The sequence below is a fragment of the Paenibacillus sp. SAFN-054 genome, from assembly GCF_051966755.1.
In the GTDB taxonomy this organism is placed as follows: domain Bacteria; phylum Bacillota; class Bacilli; order Paenibacillales; family Paenibacillaceae; genus Paenibacillus_AQ.
Genome location: NZ_JBQCKS010000001.1, coordinates 2,051,224 through 2,070,519 on the forward strand (window position 1 = coordinate 2,051,224; position 19,296 = coordinate 2,070,519).

15 protein-coding genes are annotated in these 19,296 nt (G+C 49.8%); 2 read left to right on the top strand and 13 right to left on the bottom strand.

Features of this window, described 5'->3' with window-relative positions; translation table 11 throughout:
* Nucleotides 1–34: 34 nt before the first annotated feature.
* The 4 genes from ACTHPM_RS09345 to adhE all read right to left on the bottom strand — a co-directional run bounded on the left by ACTHPM_RS09345 (nt 35) and on the right by adhE (nt 7,651).
* Entirely contained in the window at nt 35–1,393 is a 1,359-nt protein-coding gene (locus tag ACTHPM_RS09345) for an extracellular solute-binding protein (RefSeq protein WP_440421518.1), read from the bottom strand.
* Nucleotides 1,394–1,603: 210 nt separating this feature from the next.
* Nucleotides 1,604–2,344 (bottom strand): pyruvate formate-lyase-activating protein, encoded by a 741-nt coding sequence (gene pflA, locus ACTHPM_RS09350; protein ID WP_440394901.1) that lies wholly within the window; start codon nt 2,342–2,344, stop codon nt 1,604–1,606.
* Nucleotides 2,345–2,492: 148 nt separating this feature from the next.
* Nucleotides 2,493–4,754, bottom strand: coding sequence for a formate C-acetyltransferase (pflB, locus tag ACTHPM_RS09355; protein WP_440394902.1), 2,262 nt, complete (start codon nt 4,752–4,754; stop codon nt 2,493–2,495).
* Between the two features lie 278 nt (nt 4,755–5,032).
* Nucleotides 5,033–7,651 (bottom strand): bifunctional acetaldehyde-CoA/alcohol dehydrogenase, encoded by a 2,619-nt coding sequence (gene adhE, locus ACTHPM_RS09360; protein WP_440394903.1) that lies wholly within the window; start codon nt 7,649–7,651, stop codon nt 5,033–5,035.
* 419 nt (nt 7,652–8,070) lie between these two features.
* Here adhE and ACTHPM_RS09365 point away from each other — a divergent pair, with 419 nt between their 5' ends.
* Together ACTHPM_RS09365 and ACTHPM_RS09370 are read left to right on the top strand one after the other, a co-directional pair.
* Nucleotides 8,071–8,787 carry a Crp/Fnr family transcriptional regulator gene (locus ACTHPM_RS09365; protein ID WP_440394904.1) on the top strand — a complete coding sequence of 239 codons (717 nt, stop codon included), beginning with the start codon at nt 8,071–8,073 and terminating at the stop codon, nt 8,785–8,787.
* Between the two features lie 461 nt (nt 8,788–9,248).
* Entirely contained in the window at nt 9,249–10,136 is an 888-nt protein-coding gene (locus ACTHPM_RS09370) for a hypothetical protein (protein WP_440394905.1), read from the top strand.
* A 57-nt stretch (nt 10,137–10,193) separates the two neighbouring features.
* Here ACTHPM_RS09370 and ACTHPM_RS09375 read toward each other — a convergent pair whose 3' ends face one another.
* The 9 genes from ACTHPM_RS09375 to ACTHPM_RS09415 form a co-directional block, all read right to left on the bottom strand.
* A complete protein-coding gene (locus ACTHPM_RS09375; RefSeq protein WP_440394906.1) occupies nt 10,194–11,225 on the bottom strand; it encodes a SepM family pheromone-processing serine protease in 1,032 nt (343 codons plus the stop codon).
* Nucleotides 11,226–11,312: 87 nt separating this feature from the next.
* Nucleotides 11,313–11,783 (bottom strand): translation initiation factor IF-3, encoded by a 471-nt coding sequence (gene infC / locus ACTHPM_RS09380; protein WP_440394907.1) that lies wholly within the window; start codon nt 11,781–11,783, stop codon nt 11,313–11,315.
* 219 nt (nt 11,784–12,002) lie between these two features.
* Nucleotides 12,003–12,323, bottom strand: coding sequence for a nitrite reductase small subunit NirD (gene nirD, locus ACTHPM_RS09385; protein ID WP_440394908.1), 321 nt, complete (start codon nt 12,321–12,323; stop codon nt 12,003–12,005).
* A gap of 65 nt (nt 12,324–12,388) precedes the next feature.
* On the bottom strand, nt 12,389–14,812 hold the full coding sequence (gene nirB / locus ACTHPM_RS09390; protein WP_440394909.1) for a nitrite reductase large subunit NirB: 2,424 nt from the start codon (nt 14,810–14,812) through the stop codon (nt 12,389–12,391).
* A 284-nt stretch (nt 14,813–15,096) separates the two neighbouring features.
* Nucleotides 15,097–15,804 carry a hypothetical protein gene (locus ACTHPM_RS09395; protein WP_440394910.1) on the bottom strand — a complete coding sequence of 236 codons (708 nt, stop codon included), beginning with the start codon at nt 15,802–15,804 and terminating at the stop codon, nt 15,097–15,099.
* A 243-nt stretch (nt 15,805–16,047) separates the two neighbouring features.
* On the bottom strand, nt 16,048–16,764 hold the full coding sequence (locus tag ACTHPM_RS09400; protein WP_440394911.1) for a hypothetical protein: 717 nt from the start codon (nt 16,762–16,764) through the stop codon (nt 16,048–16,050).
* 208 nt (nt 16,765–16,972) lie between these two features.
* Nucleotides 16,973–17,299 carry a winged helix-turn-helix transcriptional regulator gene (locus ACTHPM_RS09405; RefSeq protein WP_440394912.1) on the bottom strand — a complete coding sequence of 109 codons (327 nt, stop codon included), beginning with the start codon at nt 17,297–17,299 and terminating at the stop codon, nt 16,973–16,975.
* Between the two features lie 185 nt (nt 17,300–17,484).
* A complete protein-coding gene (locus ACTHPM_RS09410) occupies nt 17,485–18,216 on the bottom strand; it encodes a ThuA domain-containing protein (protein WP_440394913.1) in 732 nt (243 codons plus the stop codon).
* Nucleotides 18,217–18,228: 12 nt separating this feature from the next.
* Entirely contained in the window at nt 18,229–19,197 is a 969-nt protein-coding gene (locus tag ACTHPM_RS09415; RefSeq protein ID WP_440394914.1) for a sugar phosphate isomerase/epimerase family protein, read from the bottom strand.
* Between the last annotated feature and the right edge of the window lie 99 nt (nt 19,198–19,296).

The following is a 19,296-nucleotide window of genomic DNA, read 5'->3' on the forward strand; positions in this document are numbered from 1 at the left end:
ATTTTGGGGCGGGTTTGAATTCGGATTCATGATATTACGGGGTTACCGCGTTCGCCTTGTCCTGAGCGTTAGCCTCTTCCTGCACCCTTTGCAATGCTTCCCCCATCTTGATCGGCGTCGTCTGGTTGCTGACAAGCTTCTGGATTTGCATATTGCTGATTTCGGAGGTCACGTCCGTCTGCACGAGCGAGTCGAAAGCCGCGAATTTCGTATCCGCATGCTCCAGCACATCCACGATCTCCTTCATCAACGTATCGTTCAGACTGGATGCGAGCACCGAAACATCCATTTTCATGGCCGGCAGTACGCCGTCTTCGACAAGCCCGCGGATTTGCATGTCTTCGTTAAACATATTCTTGATAAAAGACTTCACGGCCGCCAGCTTCCGGGGATCTTTGGCTACCGCTGACGAGAAGCCGTAACCGTTGTTAACGTTGAACATCAATGAAGTTTGATCGCCGATGCCCTCCTTGATCGGAGGCAGATTGAAGAAGCCTACCTTGCCGACCATGCCCGCTCCGGATTCGTACTTCTTGAATACGGAAGACTTCCACGTCCCGTCATACATCAGGATCGCGGTTCCTGACGTAAATTGGGTGGTATACTCCGGGTACTCGTAACCAAGCTCACCCTTTTTGAAATAGCCCTTGTTCTCCCATTCCTGATGCTTCGAGAACGCTTTGACGACATTCGGATCCGTCCATTTTGCCTCCCCTGTCGCAAACTTGGCCGTAACGTCCGGCCCTGCATACCGTGACCATAGGTGATTGGTAAGCATTAACGGCACCCATCCGTCTTTGGAAGCTGCTGCCAGCGGAACTCTCCCGTCGGCTTTGATCTCAGCCATCATCTCTTCGAGCTCTTCGAAGGTGGTAGGCGGCTTCCAACCTTTTTTGTCAAAATAGTCCTTGTTATAGAAGAAACCTTCGGCCGACCCGCCGATCGGAAGTCCGTACACCTTTCCCTGATAAGTAAATGGTTCAAGAGAAGAGAATTTGTCTTTGATGCCCAGCTCTTCGATAATCGGTGTCAGATCCAGCAGCTTGCCCTCCTTGGCGTATATCTTGGAATCCGGGCTGCCGAACAGGTCGAAAATATCCGGAGGATTGCCTGCCGCCATCTCGCCGCGAAGCTTCTCCTTTCGGTTCACGTCCGAATCCACGCTGTCCAATCTGAAGGTAAGGCCGTCCACTTCGCTTTCGACCTTTTTCACCACATCGTTCAAGATGGCAAACCTTTTCTCTTTATCTTTGCCAACCTGAGTGTGGCGCAGCGTCAGCTCAAAGGGCTCCGCCTTTGGAGATTCCGTTCCTTTGGCCTTCGATCCATTGGATGCGTTTACATTCGTTTGATTGTTTTCACAGGCTGACAACAAGATTGAAGATACCATCATGAACGACATCAAAAGAATCAAACTTCTCTTTATCTTCATTGTTGATCCCCCTCGAAACATCTTACACTTCTTATTATAAGAATGAGTATACACCATCGTTAGTGCAATAATCTGCTAAATAGGGGATAAAATTCTCTACTCCATCGCCAAAAAAACATCTGCAACACAAAAAAGAGCCCTGATCCCGAAGGGGAAAAGAGCTCTTTATGATTATGCCAGCGCCGCAGTTTGCTTGCGGCCTTCTTCAATTAAACGGTACGCCCGCTGCACTTCTTCTTCGGAAGGACTCGGAACACCCATTAACGGATATTCTTTGCCAAGCGCCTCCCATTTGTAAATACCCATTTGGTGATAGGGAAGAATCTCGAATTTTTCCACCCCGTTCAAGGTTCCGATAAATCTGCCGAGATTCACCAGATCCTCTTCCTGGTCATGGATTCCTGGAACGTACACATGGCGGATCCACATTTTGCGTCCATGCTCCGACAACCACTGCGCCGTACGAAGCGTTCGCTCATTGGACTTGCCTGTCAGCTTGATATGCTTTTCGTCATCGATATGCTTCAGATCCAGAAGCACTAAATCCGTCACATCCAGCAGCTGATGAATTCGTTCCGCTTCATTAAAGCCGTTGCTGTCAAGCGTCGTATGCAGGTTCCAGCGTTTCTTGGCTTCCTGGAACAGCTCCGCAACAAAATGGGATTGCAGCGTCGGTTCCCCGCCCGAAACGGTAAGTCCACCACCGGAAGAGCGGTAGTAATTCAAGTAAGGCTCAATTTCGGCAAGCACTTCCTCGACCGTCATCTCTTTGCCCTCATGAAGTGTCCAGGTGTCGGGGTTATGGCAATACTGGCACTTCAGCAAGCAGCCTTGCATAAAAAGGACAAAGCGGATGCCCGGTCCGTCTACTGTTCCAAAGGTCTCCATGGAATGGATATGTCCCTTGATCATTTGAAGTCACCCTTTCCGCATCCGCTTCTCTTTTGAATAATTAATAAACAGTTCTAAAATTTCCAGTTTATGATCATTACCCTTGGCTGTTTACAATGAACTGGAGTTTAGGAAAAATGATTTCCCTTTCTGGATTCCATTTATGTTATTACATCGAACCGTGGAATGTGCGGTTGATGACATCCAGCTGCTGTTCGCGGGTCAGCTTCACGAAGTTCACCGCATATCCCGATACACGGATCGTCAGCTGCGGATAATTCTCCGGATGGTCCATCGCGTCGATCAGCTGTTCCCGGTCGAATACGTTCACGTTGAGGTGATGCGCCTTGCTGCCGAAATATCCGTCCAGCATAGCCACCAGATTCGCTTTGCGTACTTCCGGCTCCTTGCCCAGCGCCTTCGGAACGATCGAGAAAGTGTTCGAAATGCCATCCAGGCTGTCCTCGTAAGGAAGCTTGGCAACCGAGTTCAACGATGCAAGTGCACCTTTCTTGTCTCGTCCGTGCATAGGGTTCGCACCTGGAGCGAACGGTTCGCCCGCTTTGCGTCCATCCGGCGTCGTGCCCGTCTTCTTGCCGTAGACCACATTCGAAGTAATCGTCAGAATCGATTGGGTCGGCAGCGCGTTGCGGTATGCCTTATGCTTGCGGATCATGCTCATGAAGGTTTCGACAAGCTCGACGGCAATGCTGTCTACGCGATCATCGTTGTTGCCGTAGCAAGGGTATTCCCCTTCGATTTCAAAATCGACGGCGATGCCTTTTTCATTGCGGATCGGTTTGACTTTGGCGTATTTGATCGCACTGAGCGAATCGGCCGCAACCGACAAGCCGGCAATGCCGCAGGCCATCGTCCGCAGAATGTCGCGGTCATGCAAAGCCATCTCGATGCGTTCGTACGAATACTTATCATGCATGTAGTGGATAACATTCAGCGTATTCATATACAGCTTGGCGAGCCATTCCATCATCGGTTTGAAGCGTTTGAGAACCTCGTCGTATTCCAGCACCTCGGCTGTGATGGCAGGATACTCGGGACCTACTTGGGCTCCCAGCTTTTCGTCTACCCCGCCGTTAATGGCATACAGCAAACATTTGGCAAGGTTCGCACGGGCACCGAAGAACTGCATTTGCTTGCCGATCTTCATCGCCGACACGCAGCAGGCGATGCCATAATCGTCCCCGTAAATCGGACGCATCAGGTCGTCATTTTCGTATTGGATCGAGCTGGTCTCGATCGATACTTTCGAGCAGTATTTCTTGAAGGCTTCCGGAAGCTGTTCGGACCAGAGAACGGTCAGGTTCGGCTCCGGTGCAGGTCCCAAGTTGTACAAGGTATGCAGGAAGCGGAAGCTGTTCTTCGTTACACGGGTTTGACCGTTCGAAGACATCCCGCCGATCGATTCCGTCACCCAGGTTGGATCGCCGCTGAACAGCTCGTTATAGTCCGGCGTACGCAAGAATTTAACGATCCGGAGCTTCATAACGAAATGGTCCACGAGCTCTTGTGCCTGTTCCTCTGTCAGCGTGCCTTCCGCCAAATCACGTTCAATATAAATATCCAGGAACGAAGATACGCGTCCAAGCGACATGGCGGCGCCGTTCTGTTCCTTAATTGCTGCCAGGTATCCGAAGTAAAGCCACTGGAATGCTTCCTTGGCATTTTGTGCCGGCTTGGAAATGTCATATCCATGCATCGCAGCCATTTGCTTCAGTTCGCCCAGCGCGCGGATTTGCTCAGACAGCTCTTCGCGCAGACGAATGACATCTTCATCAATGACATCGACCTCAAGCTCCATCAGTTCCTGTTTTTTCTCCTGCACGAGAAAATCTATGCCATAAAGCGATACGCGGCGATAATCCCCTATGATGCGACCGCGGCCGTAAGCATCGGGAAGACCCGTGATGATGCCCGCTTTGCGCGCGGCGCGCATGTCGGTTGTATATGCGTCGAATACGCCTTGGTTATGCGTCTTGCGAATGTCCGTAAAAATTTTGATCATTTCTTCCGGAAGCTCAAAGCCGTATGCCTTGCATGCATCAATCATCATGCGAATGCCGCCGAAAGGCTGGATGGAACGTTTGAAAGGCGCATCGGTCTGCACGCCGACGATTTGCTCTTTGTCTTTGTCCAGGTAACCCGGCTGATGCGAGGTAATGGTCGAAGGCGTATTCACATCCACATCAAGCACGCCGCCCTGATCCCGTTCTTTCTTGGTCAACTCCGAAACGATTTTCCATAGTTCTGTCGTGTTGTGGGTTGGGCCAGCCAAGAATTCCTCGGCGCCTTCGTATGGACGGATATTGCTTTCGATAAAGTCGTTCACGTTTACCTTTCTCGTCCATTTCCCCGTTTTAAACCCTTTCCAACCGGATTGCATGTTTTGCATTTCTTTTTCAAGCACCGACATCTGAATCCCTCCATCTTTTTATTTAATAGAGACCATGAGCTTGAAGGAAATCCCATGTCTCTTGAACCCGCATGATTCCGCTGTTAGGACTAAAGTATTGTGACTTTTTTCACAACTATGGCTTAGTGTATGCCCTTCTTTATGCGCCATTGTGCATCTTCGCTTCGTATGCGGTGTCCTTAATACATTTTTAGTTTACAAGATTTTTCTGAAAATCACTGTGACAAATATCACTTTACCGGTGATATTTGTCACAGCAGCCATCGTTTTCTTATTTGCTATTTATCGAAACGTCCGTAAAAGGCATTCCGGTAAACATCGGCGAGCTCGGTTACAAGCGGCAGCTTCGGATTCGCCGTCGTGCATTGGTCTTCGAACGCGCGGTCCGCCAAATAATCGACGCGAGCTTCAAAGTCTTTAGCATCGAAGCCAAGCTCCTGGAACGACTCCTCAATCCCGAGCACCTTATTCAGATTGCGGATCGCCTGAATGAGGCTGTCTACGCCTTCTTCCGTTGTGCGTGCTGGCAGTCCCAATATGCGGGCGATTTCCGCATAGCGCTCATCAGCGATAAAATGCGAATACTTAGGGAACGAAGCGAACTTCGTCGGTTTCTTCGCATTGTAACGAATGACATGCGGCATCAGGATCGCGTTGGTGCGTCCGTGCGCCGTATGGTATTCCCCACCCCATTTGTGCGCGAGACTATGGTTAATGCCGAGGAACGCGTTCGCGAATGCCATGCCGGCGAGTGTCGATGCATTATGCATTTTCTCGCGGGCATATGGATCGCCGGTCAGCGCCGATTGTTCCAGGTACTGGAATACGAGCTGGATAGCCTTGATTGCCAGGCCATCCGTGTAATCGCTGGCCATTACCGATACATACGCTTCAATCGCATGCGTCAGCACGTCCATGCCGGTATCGGCCACTGCGGTTTTCGGAAGCGTGTAGACGAATTCCGGATCCACGATCGCCACGTCTGGCGTCAATTCGTAATCCGCAAGCGGATACTTTGTATTACCCTGGTTTTTATCCGTGATAACAGCAAACGAAGTGACTTCCGAACCGGTACCCGAAGTCGTTGGAATCGCCACGAACTTCGCTTTTTGGCCGAGACGCGGATATTTGTAGATCCGTTTACGGATATCCATGAATTTTTGCTTCAGGTTTTCGAAATCGGTATCCGGATATTCGTAGAACAACCACATTGCTTTCGCGGCGTCCATCGGCGAACCTCCGCCGAGTGCGATAATGCAGTCCGGCTGGAACCGGTTCATCATTTCCGTACCTCTGTCCACCGTTGTGGTCGATGGATCGGGCTCAACGTCCGAGAAGACCTCGATAACCACTGGCGACTGGCGCTGACGGAGATAGTGCTCGACTCTCTCCACATATCCCAGTTTGACCATCATGGCGTCCGTAATGATCGCTACGCGGCTGATATCCGGCATTTTGGCCAGATACTGCGTCGATCCTTTTTCGAAATAAATCTTGTCAGGCACCTTGAACCACTGCATATTCACGGTACGGCGAGCCACCCTTTTCACGTTGATGAGATTGACTGCGGTTACGTTCGACGAGGTCGAGTTCCGGCCGTACGAGCCGCATCCGAGGGTCAGCGACGGCAGGTTCGTGTTATAGATGTCACCGATCGCGCCGTGCGTCGAAGGCGAGTTGACGATGATACGCCCCGTCTGCAGACGGTCGGCGAATTTCGAGATGACCTCCTCATCATGCGAATGGATGACCGACGAGTGGCCCATTCCGCCGAATGCCACCACTTCTGCAGCCCGCTCGATACCATCTGCCGCATTCTTTACTTTGTAGCATGCCAGCACCGGACTCAGCTTTTCCGCCGACAGCGGATACTTCATGCCCACGCCCTCGATTTCGGCGACGAGAATCTTGGTTCCGGCTGGAACGCTGAACCCGCACATCTCCGCAATCTTCACGGCCGATTGGCCAACGATTGCCGGATTCACCGCACATTTTTCCGTATTGATGGCTCCTGCCGTCAACTTCGCCGCTTCGTCCTTGTTCACGAAATAACAGCCGTTCGCAATCATTTTCTTTCTGACCTGATCAAAGATCGGTTCCTCGATAATGACTGCCTGCTCCGATGCGCAGATCATGCCGTTGTCGAACGATTTCGACAAAATCAAATCCGTCACTGCCTGATCAATGTCCGCAGATTTCTCGATGAAGCAAGGAACGTTGCCCGGTCCTACGCCCAGGGCTGGCTTGCCGCAGCTGTAGGCAGCGCGCACCATGCCCGATCCGCCTGTCGCCAGTATCAGCGCCACATCGGGATGGTTCATCAGTAAGTTGGTTTTCTCCATGCTCGGCTCATCGATCCACTGAATGCAATCCGCAGGAGCCCCGTGCTTGACAGCCGCTTCGAGCAGTGTCTTTGCTGCCTCTCTGCTGCATTGCTGCGCGGAAGGATGAAAGCCAAAAATAATAGGATTACGTGTTTTAATCGAAATCAGTGCTTTGAACATCGTTGTGGAAGTCGGGTTGGTCACGGGCGTGATTCCCATGATAATACCGACCGGTTCAGCTATTTTCTGATAGCTTTCATAAGGATTATCTTCTATGACGCCTACGGTCTTTTCATATTTGATGCTGTGGTAAATGTATTCCGTGGAGAACATGTTCTTGGTGATCTTGTCTTCGTAAATGCCTCTTCCCGTTTCTTCGACAGCGAGCTTCGCCAGGTACATGTGCTTGTCGAGGCCTGCCAGCGCCATTGCCTGTACAATGTCATCGATCTGCTCCTGGGTCATGCTCATAAATTTTTCCTGGGCCTTGTTCGCTTTGTTGATCAGGGTCTGGATGTACTCTTCGGCTGACTGCTGTTTTTTATCGGCAACAACATCATTTTTTACAGCCATGGTCTATCATCCTCTCAGGTAAATTTTGGTTTTATCTCTCTCTCGACTTGATCATAACACAATCATGAAAAGATTTAAAGTGAAAATTTTCACAAAGTTTGAATGTTTTCAATCTCCGTTTTCAAACGCTTACATTCCAGATTCTGTTTTCTGTTCGTCTGATGGATTAATTAATAAAATGACATACCATGAATTAAAGTTTATCCTTGCTTCTCTTTGATTCCCATCCGGGAATTCAGACGATGAGCTTTTCCATTCTTTAGGTCAAACGTTCGAGCACCCCCTTTTAAAGTGAAAATTATCACAATGTCGGAATTTCGACACTTTTATGGGCTTTTCTCCCCCCAAAAGCGGATCCTTTCAGGTTATAATTAGTTTAAAATTTATTGAAAATTGAAGATACAAAGGGGATAACGAGTATGAGCAACCAACTGAATGTTATCGAAGCCCGTGGGAATACAAGCTGCTTTTCGGATCAGAACCTGGACCGCCTCATGGTCCTTATGAAGGAACGGATCGTACCTGAGGGATCCCATCTATTTTGGGAAGGCGATGTTTCCGACAAGCTGTTCTATGTCAAGCGCGGCCGCATTAAATTGACCAAGTCGACAGACGAAGGCAAAGAACTGATCTTGTATATGTATCAAACGGGAGACATGGTTGGTCAAGCCGATCCTTTCTTCAGCAGCAAACACAGCTTTACGGCGGAAGTTCTGGAGGAAAGCGAAATCGGTGTCATCGATCAAAAAGACCTCGAGGTTCTGATCTGCCAGCACTGTGACTTTGCGATCGACTTCATGAAATGGATGGGTATCCATCACCGCCTGACCCAAACCAAATTCCGCGACCTGATGATGTACGGCAAGCCCGGCGCGCTCTGCTCGACCCTTATCCGTCTAGGCAATACCTATGGTGAAAAGCACGGGGATACGATTCTTATCCATAAAAAAATCACCCATACCGACCTCTCGAATATGATTGGAGCAACACGTGAGAGCGTCAACCGCATGCTCAGCGACCTCCGCAAGAAGGATGCAGTCGAATACGAGAACGGCATGATTGTCATTAAGGACCTCGGAATGCTCCAGGACATCTGCCATTGCGAAATGTGCCCGAATGAGATCTGCAGAATCTGAGTGCCGCGGACACAGCCTGTTTCTCATGGCCGACAGCTCATAAAACCTCCCGAACCGAAAGGAAACGGAGGTTTTTTTATGCGCAATAATACCCATGGATTTCCTGAAATGAATAACATCTTAATTTTTCCTCTTTTCACCCCTCATTCGACCTATAAACGTCATCGAAACGACCAAAAATCCCAATAATACAGACTTTAGACCTATGGATATTACGGATAAAAGAACCGATTATTATGATATAAACATTTCTAAAGTCTCATCAAGTTGCGCAGTTCTTCCTATTATACCTATAAAGCGATCCGAAGACTGCTCAAACAAGGAGGTCTGGATTCTACCCGATAAGAACCACATTCAATCCCAGCTGCCGCCTGCATCCAAGGTCTGAAGTCTGTTTTCCCCTATACAAAAGGGCAATAAGAATCATATGCCTATAGAAGTCAATAAGGAGTGTAACCATCATGGCAACAAAGTTGATAACCCGCTTAGGTTTGATTGTGGTTTTTTGCAGCGTAATTTTATCCGGAACAGGACTACTGTCCCCGTATGAAGCAAAAGCCCAAGGCTACTACCAGAAAGCCACCTGGCTGTGGAACACGGAGAGAATCCGCAGCAATCCTCAAGAGGTGTTGACATTTCTGAACCAAAATCAGGTCAATCTCGTATACTTGCAGGTGAACATCGATATACCGGTGTCTTACTATAAAAGCTTCATCAAAGAATCAAGCGCACGCGGCATTCGGGTGGAGGCGCTGGACGGCGCTCCGCAGTGGGGACTTGAGACCGAGCGCTACCGGATCACCAAGTTTATAAACTGGGTCCAAGCTTACCAGAATGCGGCTTCCAATGTAGAGAAGTTCGGCGGACTCCATGTCGATATTGAGCCTCACGTCCTGCCCCGTTGGAAAAGCGACCAAGCCGGGGTGATCAGGGAATGGCAGAGCAATGTCGCGTATCTGGTTCAGGAAGCAGACAAGCTTCAACTCCCGGTTTCCGCGGACATCCCGTTCTGGCTCGGCAATTACTTCGCTGCCGACGGCAAGACGACGTTAAGCCGTTATATGATCAGCCAATACGATTCTGTAACGATCATGTCGTACCGCGATACGGCAGCAGCCATCAACAGCATTGCGAAGAAGGAACTTGAAGATGCGACGGCTCTTGGCAAGAAAGCTTTTGCATCTGTTGAAACGAAGCCCAGCAACGAAGGCGACTTTTTGACCTTCTATGAAGAAGGCGCTGCCTATATGAACGAGCAGCTCACCCTGCTTCATGAAATGGCCAAAACCAATCCGTCATATGTCGGCATAGCCATTCATGATTTTGACGGCTGGAAGGATCTTAAATAACGCATTGAAAAAGGGGTGCCCGAACAGGTCAATCGACCACGGGCACCCCTTTTGGATTTACGATTTCGGCTGAAGCTGCTTCAAATAGTCGAGCGCATCCTTCATATTGCGAACAGGTACGATTGTGATGGAATAATTCCTCTTATTGGCTTCGTCCATAATATCCTTCGTATTGTCATCCCCTGGCAGGACGTCGGCCGGACAGAAGAAAATATCCACTTTTCCTTCATGAGCCGCCACGATTTTGTCGCGTATGCCGCCGATCTGCCCGACATTCCCCTCCTGGTCGATCGTACCGGTGCCTGCGATCTGATAGCCCTTCGTCAAATCTTCCGGTACCATTTGATTGAATATTTCCAAAGAGAACATCAAGCCCGCCGAAGGCCCCCCGATTTCCCGGGTATCAATTCTGACCTGTCGCGGCGGGTAAATGGTGTATTCATCCTCCGGCTGAATGCCGAGTCCGACCTTCCCCTTGTCATTGATCACCGTTAACTCAAAGGTCATTTCCTTCCGCTTGCCTTCGTGCATGAACACGATATTCACCCGGTCACCAGCCTTTTTGGCGCTCAGGTAAGCGATCACCTCCGAAGACTTTTTCATCGGAAATCCATCGATTTCGGTGATGATATCTCCCACCGCGATTTTCCCCTTTGCGCTCGATGCGGGAAGCACATTCGTCACGAAGATGCCCTTATTCTGAACAGGCACCACCTCACCCGCCATCCGCAGGCCGGCGATCACGGCATTTTGCTGGGATGTGGTCATCATGTGCTTGAGAAGAAAGTTGTATTCGGATTCCGTAAGGTTGCCGCTGACGCTTTTTTCTTTGCGAATTTGCGTATTCGGCGCAAGCCATCCATAGATCAAATAGTATAAATGAGACGTTTTGATCGTGGACACCGTCGTCAAATAGAAGTTCCCTTTCTCAGATTTATGCCCGTTCTCCACGGTAATAACCGGTGAGAGCGGCTCGACATCCCCTGGCTGATACAGGTAATAGGGCACGGGAATCATCAGCACAATCAGCAGGACCAGTACAGATCCGGCACTCCAGGCAACTTTTTTCGTTTTTTTGGTTAAGCTCACGTAAGAACGAATCCTTCCTAATCGATGATAGAGATGCTGCTTCCTGTTCCCGGTCGATTCAATCGACACTCTACATAAGATACAGCTTTACGGATTTAACTGTACTGCAGCCTGTTTGCCGCTGAGCTGAATCCCCGAGGTTCGGGTTCCCGCATGGTTCAGTTCCTTGATCAGGCGCTCCAGCAGCTCTTTGGCTGCCGTTCCTTCCTTGCCTTTGATCCGGACGACAAGCTTTACCGCATCCCCGGACTCCAATATTTTTTCGGCCTGTCTCCGCTTGGTCTCATAGTCATGATCCTCGATCTGAGGGGTCAGCCGGATTTCCTTCACTTTCATCGCACGTTCAGAGGCCTTGGCCTGCTGCTTCTCTTTTTTGGCGTCGCCCGCTCCGATCAGCTTGCACGGCGGCGGACTGCTCATCAAGGATGTGCATACCAGGTCTACCTTCAACTTTCTGGCCATGGCTAATGCTTCCGAGGTGGGCATCGTCCCCAAATCTTCCCCGTTCAAGCCGGTCAATTCCACTTCTTTGGCTTTGATTTTCTCATTCATGATCATATCCATACACTCCTGTCCACCCATATTTTACAACGGGGGGGCAGGGCTTGAACATACCCTATTGCAAGTTGCACTTGATAAGGAGCAAACAAATACCAAAAAGAAATAACGGCCCCGGTGAAGTCCTGAGCCGCCATTTCTTCGTGGCTTACCTTTTCCGTTAAGAAGCTCTCATCAGTAATGAAATCCGTAAACTGAACTTGCTGAAGCAGTGGCAGGCTAGATACCGATGCTGACCGTCCCGTCCTTGACGAGCACGGAGCGCGTTCTCACCTGACCATGATCCGGGGCTTGCACACGACCGTCTTTCAAATCGATTTTCCAGTCATACAGCGGATCGTAGAGATAATGTCCGGATACGATTCCTTCAGCCAGCGGTCCTCCCTTAGGGTGCGGGCTGTGGTTGTCCAGCGCATACATTTCTCCACTGCTCGTTCGAAACACCGCGATCTCCTGTCCCTCAATTTCCACGACGCGGCCTATTTGTTCATAGTAATCCTCCAGATTTCCCGCCGGAAAATATGTTAGCGTCTCGTTCATGCCGCCTCGGCCTCCCTTCATATCATGCTTGCCTTTAGATTTGTAGCTCATCCCTGATTTGCAGCTTATACTTCTTCGTACAGCACACGGCGTGTCTCGGGACGTTCCAGCACCTTGCTCCATGGCTCTTCAACCTGCTGAAGCGCAAATTCAACGCGTTCAATCAGCTGGTTACGCTGTTCTTCGTCTTCCAAAACAGCCTTTTGAATCGATTCCAGTCCCATTCTTTCGACCCATTCCGATGTGCGTTCCAGATACTTGCCCGTTTCGCGGTACAGCTGAATGACCGCCGCGCAGATGTCCATAAGCTCCTGATCGGTCTTCACCTTGCAGAACGAATCGGCGATCCGTGGCTTGATGCCGCCGTTTCCTCCAACAAAGATCTCCCAGCCACCGTCGTTTCCTACAATGCCGATATCCTTCGTGCACGATTCGGCACAGTTGCGCGGGCAGCCATTGACGGCCATTTTGAATTTCGCAGGGAAGTCGAGCCGCTCGAACTTGCGTTCCAGCTGAGCCCCCATCCCCATCGAATCCTGTGTACCGAATCGGCAGAATTGGGAACCAACACAGGTTTTAACCGTACGGAGCGATTTCGCGTAAGCATAGCCCGACGGCATATCCAGCTCTTCCCATACCTTCGGCAGATCCTCTTTTTTGACGCCGATCAGATCCAGACGCTGTCCGCCCGTAACTTTGACTACCTTCACGTCATATTTCAGGGATACATCAGCTATCCGCTTCAAATCCTCAGGTGTCGTGACGCCTCCATACATCCGGGGCACAACCGTATAAGTACCATCCTTTTGAATGTTGGCATGCAGCCGTTCATTGACAAAGCGCGATGCTTTCTCGTCCTCATGCTCTGCGGGATAAATCATTCCCAGATAATAATTCAGCGCAGGACGGCACTTCGAGCAGCCCTCGGGATTGCTCCATTCCAGAACATGCATAACTTCCCGCGTCGTTTTTAATCCTTTCGCACGGATCTCCGCCACAATTTCGTCACGGCTCAGCTTCGTGCATCCGCATATCCCCTGCTTGCTTTCCGACTGGAAGCCGTCTCCGAGCACATACTGCAGAATTTGCTCGACAACCGGTTTGCAGCCTCCGCAGGAACGGGTAGCTCCGGTACACGCCTTGATTTCATCCACCGTCGTCAAACCCTGCTCGGTGATCGCTTCAACGATCATTTGCTTTGTAACCCCGTTACACCCGCATACGATTTCCTCACTAGCCATCGTTTCAACGGATAGGGCCTTTTTCGCACCGCCTCCGCTTCCACAGCAGCCGCCACCCATAATCTCGTTATAAATCTCATCTGTCATCAGTGCATGTTCTTTGACCAGTTTTTGCAGTGGAGCCGCTTCGGTAACATCCCCGAACAATACGGCACCGGTAATGTTGCCGTCCTGCAGCAGTATTTTCTTGTAGGTACGCTTCCAATCATTCTGCGATGCGATGACCGTGTGCGAGGGTCCCTCAATGAAATCACCGGCAGAAAAGACGTCGACGCCCGATATTTTCAATTTGGTGGATACGACCGAGCCTTCATAAGGCTGGGTTGTGACGCCGCATATATGCTTCGCCAGAACGTTTCCCTGTTCGAACAGAGGAGCTACAAGTCCATAGCAAACGCCGCGATGTTCATTGCATTCGCCTACTGCATACACATGATGCATCGAGGTTCTCATGTAATCATCGACAATGATGCCTCTGTTCACGGCGATGCCGCTGGCCTTGGCGACGTTTGTATTCGGCTTGATTCCGGCAGCCATGACGACGAAATCGCAGGCAAGCTCCGTACCATCACTAAAACGCAGGCCTTCGACGCGGTCGCCGCCCAGCAGCTCGGTGGTCTTTTTACCCATCGCAAACTGGATTCCCTGCCGTTCAAGTTCGGCTTTTAGCATCGAGGCCGCTTGATGATCCAGCTGCCGCTCCATCAAATCCTCCATCAGGTGAACCACGGTGACCTCCATGCCCAGACTGACAAGCCCTTTGGCAGCTTCGAGGCCGAGTAGTCCTCCTCCGATGACAGCAGCTTTGCTGAAACGTTGTGCCGCCTCGATCATCTGATTGCAGTCCTCGATATTTCTAAAGCCCACCACGCCCTGCTTGTCACAGCCCGGTACAGGCAGGATGAGCGGACTCGAGCCAGTGGCAATTATAACTTTGTCATAGGGCACGGAAGCCCCGTTCTCGGTAATAACCTGTTTATTCGTGCTATCGATTCGAGCGACCGTGGTATCGGTATACAGCTTAATCCCATGATCCTCATACCAGCTCAGGTCGTTCAGAATAATATCCTCTATCGTCTTGCTGCCCTCCAGCACATAGGAAAGCATAATCCGGTTGTAATTGGGATGCGGCTCGCTGCCGAATACCGTAATGTCGTAGGCTCCGCTTAGCTTCAAAATTTGCTCTACCGTACTGATGCCGGCCATCCCGTTTCCGATGACGACCAGTTTCTCTCTGTCCGCTTTCATCATGAAAGCCTCCTCCCAAAGTTGCAGCACCATCTGCGATTGTTTCAGGTTTCATTTATTCAAGCGCTGATTTCGTATTGGATGGCTTTATTATAGCGGATCGTTAAAATTTTAATTGTGATTTCATTCACATTAATTGTGAATTTTTTCACTATAATTGTCAAATTTATATAATTGAACCAAAGCTCCCCCCGCATTTCCCCTTCCAATGGTTACAATATTCGAAAGGAATATGTCCATTCTTTGGTTCAATTGTATATATTTCAGCATCCCTGTCATGGTAATCAGGATCTCTCCAGCCTGATCTCCACTTCGTCCCGCGGCGCAAGCTTCATATCCAGACCATTCTCCACGAGCTCCTTGCCGTTCACTTTAATGACCCACTTCTCGATCGATTTAGGACTGTAGCCCTTCACCAATTCGATATATCGCTTGTTCATGGACAGCTCAATGAAATCCGTATGGATCAATATATCGCGAACGCTTTCATTTTCGGCAAAGGGAAGAATATACGTATGCGTCAATCCCGGCTGAATGGTTCCTCCGTTTAGCTTCAAGACGGTGTACTTCAGGTTTTCGTCTGTCATCTGCGGATCCGTCGGTTCAATCGATATGCCGATCTCGTCGTTCTCCTTCAATACCGTATCCAGCTTGTCCGTTCCAAGCTTTTTCTTATTGAGCTCAAGTCCCCATGTGAACGCGGAGGAAAGCGACACCTGGCTGATCGAATGAATGGATCCATTTTCAGAAAAAGTGACGATTTGACTGTTTTCAAGGCCTTCGCGAATGGTTTTGCCCTGGTGCAAATATTTTTCAAGATCACGGATAATATCGTCAGAGAAGAAATCGTCCTCTTTCGAAATCAATATGGGAGAAACGTCTCCCGCATTGACCTGAGCCGAAGCCTCCTTGGTCTTGTCGCCATTGCAGCCTGCGAGTACGAATGTTGCGGCGATCATCCATGCGATTGCTTTCTTTGTCCTTTTCCCCATCCTAACACCACCTTCAGTTATTTATGGCCTGGCTTCTGCCCGGCAGAAAAAACGTCCACGACATTCATTCGTCCATAGCAGGTCAGCTTTAGCTGAAGTTAACTCCAAACGAGGAAACATTATCGTCGTTATTGTGTTTGCGTGCTTCTATCCAAAAAAATAGAGAATCTCGTCCTGAGATCTCTATTTTACCATAGGCTTACATGAGTTATCGACAAGGTGATCCTTTTTTTGCGAAAATTCTCAGTTAATGAGCGCCTGCATGAAGTTTCTGCTGCCATCCGTATTTTTCAAATATGGTCCCAGTCCCAAAAAATTGCCCCGGTCCACGTACACTCCCGTCATCCAGGTACCTTCAAGAACCTCGCCGTCCAGATGAACGAGCAAAGGGGGAGCGGAAATGAACTCTTGATACACAGGAACGCGCATATCATGCCTTTTGAAGGGTTTGCCGGATTGCTGGAAAGGGTGTGAACTGACATAGGTAGGAACGAAGTATGTGGAGATGACGTCCATCTCTTCTTCGTTATAAAAAGGGGCGTCGCCCAGAAAGGGGTGAAACATCGAAATTTCTTCGAACTGTGACCAGATCATCACCTGCAGGAGCATGCTCTGAAAACGGCCGTTATGGAATATATACTCTCGTTTGTCGGGCTCTTTCTTTTCGTTTACGGATGCAAGACTTTCGACGTAATGACGCTCGCAGCCGATACATTTCCAGCCGGCCGGGCTCTGAATCCATTTTTGGAACACGGGACTGCTGATTTCTCCGCCTGCAGAAAGCGACTCTTGAGCGGGCCTTTGAATTGCGTAAAACTCCCACATCGACTCCGGCAAATTACGCTTCAGCATTTCAATCGCTTTGTCATAGATATTGCGCACTTTAATAGAAGCGCTTTCAAGCTCGTTCACATCCTGCTTGCCATACCTGATCTCCTGGGAAAGTACCCTTTTTCTCATCGTCATCCGCCTCCTTAAGCGCCGAAAAGGCAGTTTTTTACCAATTATACTACAGAACCCGCGCTCTGGTGCAAGTCTTTGCCTAAAATTAGCAAAAAATTCAAGCCAGCTTCCCCATGTCACCGCCCTGCTTTATATATATCATTAAACAAAAACCTCCCTTGCATATCCAAGGAAGGTCTGTCTTTACAGCTGGTTTTTCAGGTGATTACTTCATAATTTCACACCAATGCTCCGCCCAGTTTTGAACCTGGTCCATGACGGGCTGCAGCGCTTTGCCTTTTTCCGTCAATTCGTATTCAATACGAACCGGGGTTTCAGGATAAACATGGCGTTCCAAAATGCCTTCGGTTTCCAAATCCTTCATACGCTCGGACAGCATTTTATCGCTCATCGAAGGTATGATATGGGATATATCCTTGAACCTTTTCGGTCCGTTCATCAACGAGTAAATGATTAATCCGTTCCAACGCTTGCCCAGAACGGAAAATGCAGTTTCAAACCGCGGACACATACTGAAATCCTGACTGTTCATGATCTTTCACCTCTTTACAGGATCCATGTAAACAGTTACGTCTCATGAAAGCTTACATTAAGTTAGTTTGTTTCATTTTAACACATTTTCTTTCAAAAGAAAACAAAGCTCCCGCGAATTGCTCAAAAAGAAAAAGCAAAAGGCAGATATTTGCCTTTTGCTTGTGGTGATCTGCATGAATGTTGTTAGAGTGCCGTCGATTCACCGAGCGCCCTGACCGGCTGCATATTCCCGAACTGAAGCGCATGGCCTGCGGCCGGGTTCGCCCAACGAACCGCATTGGAAATGACTTTAAGGACTTCAGGCTGGTAGTATGTCGGGTAAGTCTCGTGCCCTGGGCGGAAATAGAAGATTTTCCCCCGGCCCCGGCGGAAGGTACAGCCACTTCTGAACACCTCTCCACCTGCAAAGTTGCTGATGAATACCAGCTCATCCGGCGTTGGAATGTCGAAGAACTCCCCATACATTTCTTCATGTTCTAGAATGATCTTGGCATCGACGCCCTCGGCAATCGGATGCGACGGGTTCACGTTCCAAAGGATCTCCTGTTCTCCCGCCTCGCGCCATTTCAAATCACAGGAGGTGCCCATTAATGCTTTGAAAGGCTTGGAGAAATGTCCGGAATGGAGCACGATCAATCCCATTCCCTCCTGAACCCGTTTGACGACCCGCGCGGTAATTTCGTCGCTTACGCGGTCATGCGCCATATGGCCCCACCAGATCAGCACGTCGGTCGTATTCAAAACGTCCTCGGTAAGGCCGTGCTCCGGCTGTTCGAGTGTCGCGGTCGTAATGGCAAAACCGCCTGCCTGAAGACCATCGGCCAGTGCCGAATGAATGCCTTCCGGATATACTGCCTTTACCTCGTCATGGATCTTCTCATGGACAAATTCATTCCAGATCGTTACGTTAATCACTTTCGTTTCCCCCTAGACCCACCACATGTCGCCAAGCGACTCTTCGATGAGTACCTGTTGTAAGTTGGATACGGCTTTCGAGAAGCCCTCTTCAATAGACATCAATCCGTCTTCATGCTCGATGCTGACTGCATAATCATAGCCGACCAGGCGCAGCGCGCTGATGATATCGGCCCATGTCTTCACGTCATGGCCGTAGCCCACGCTGCGGAACTGCCATGCACGGTCCAGCATGTTCGTGTAAGGCTGCATATCCGTCAGGCCGTAGCGATTGACGTTGATCGGATCAATCACGGTATCTTTCGCGTGGAAATGGTGGATCGCACCGGCACGTCCCAAAATGTGAATCGCCTGAACCGGATCGATGCCCTGCCACCACATATGGCTTGGATCCAGGTTGGCGCCGATCGTTTCGCCGGCTGCCTCGCGAAGGCGCAGCAGCGTTGCCGGCGTATGCACCGAGAAGCCGCCGTGAAGCTCCAGACCGATTTTCACATGATGGTCCGCCGCAAATTTTGCCTGCTCGGTCCAATAAGGGATGACTTTGTTCTCCCACTGCCATGCCAAAATTTCCTGATAATCGTTCGGCCAAGGTGCTACCGGCCAGTTCGGATATTTGGCATTCTCATGGTCTCCGGGGCAACCGGAGAACGTGTTCACTACCTCTACGCCCAATTTCTCGGCCAGCTTCACGGTGTTCACGAAGTCCGTATGATCAGCTTCAGCCAGATGCTTCTGCGGATGGAGCGGGTTGCCGTGGCAGCTGAGCGCGCTGATCATCAGTCCGCGGGATTCCACCGTATGCTTGAATTCCTTCAGTTTGGCTTCATTCTCCAGCAGCTCTGCAGGATTGCAGTGCGACTTGCCCGGATTGCCGCCCGTACCGATTTCCACTGCCTTAAGTCCTTTGGAAGCTACATAATCAAGTGCGTCTTCCAGCTTGCGGTCACCAAACAATACCATAAATACGCCAAGTTTCAACGAAAATTCCTCCCTAAGTCTATTCTTTTGAACTATGGACGATTTCATGCCCGTATCACTATGAAATCCGAATCCCCATACAGCCCGGCTGCATGGGGA